This window comes from Xylophilus sp. ASV27, assembly GCF_016428875.1.
In the GTDB taxonomy this organism is placed as follows: domain Bacteria; phylum Pseudomonadota; class Gammaproteobacteria; order Burkholderiales; family Burkholderiaceae_C; genus Xylophilus.
This window is the reverse complement of the sequence record NZ_JAELTO010000260.1, coordinates 1-667: the sequence shown is the minus strand read 5'-3', so window position 1 is coordinate 667 and position 667 is coordinate 1. Positions and strand designations below refer to the sequence as shown.

Annotated in this window: 1 protein-coding gene and 1 pseudogene; both read left to right on the top strand. The window is 72.0% G+C overall.

Features of this window, described 5'->3' with window-relative positions; translation table 11 throughout:
• The first annotated feature begins 196 nt into the window (after nucleotides 1-196).
• Nucleotides 197-415: a thiamine pyrophosphate-dependent enzyme gene (locus JHD63_RS24310; protein ID WP_370590623.1), complete on the top strand. Its 219-nt coding sequence runs from the start codon at nucleotides 197-199 to the stop codon at nucleotides 413-415.
• Between the two features lie 39 nt (nucleotides 416-454).
• Nucleotides 455-667, top strand: a pseudogene (locus JHD63_RS22775) (tripartite tricarboxylate transporter substrate binding protein); the annotation flags it as partial.

Below are 667 nucleotides of genomic sequence, written 5' to 3'. Positions count from 1 at the left end.
CCCCCCCCCCCCCCCCCCCCCCCCCCCCCCCCCCCCCCCCCCCCCCCCCCCCCCCCCCCCCCCCCCCCCCCCCCCCCCCCCCCCCCCCCCCCCCCCCCCCCCCCCCCCCCCCCCCCCCCCCCTATTTAGATGTGTATAAGAGACAGGCTGCAGACCCTGACCTGCCGATCCTGCAGAGCGAAACCTTCTACACCATGTGCAGCGGCGGCCTGGACCACGGCATGCCGGCGGCCGTGGGCGTGGCGCTGACGCAGCCGCACAAGACTGCGACCTGCCCGACATCGACTTCTGCGCGCTGGCGCGCGGCCAGGGCTGCGATGCGGTGCGCGTGGACGACGCCCATGCGCTGCACGGCGTACTGCGCGACGCCCTGGCCGCCACCCGACCGACGCTGGTCGAGGTCGAAGTGGCCTGACGCCCCCGACACATTTCCCAACCTACAGGAGACACCCCTATGAATCTGCGTCCAAAATTCAAGAAAAAAATGGCCGTAGCCCATACGGCACCTTGGCTACTTGCTCTTTTTCTAGGAGCAAGCACCCCGCTGGCGGCGCTCGCCCAGGCGCACCCGAACAAGCAGGTCAAGGTCATCGTCAACTTCCCGCCCGGCGGCGCGGCCGACCAGATCGCCCGCGCCGTCACCGTGCCGCTGCAGGACGCGCTGGGC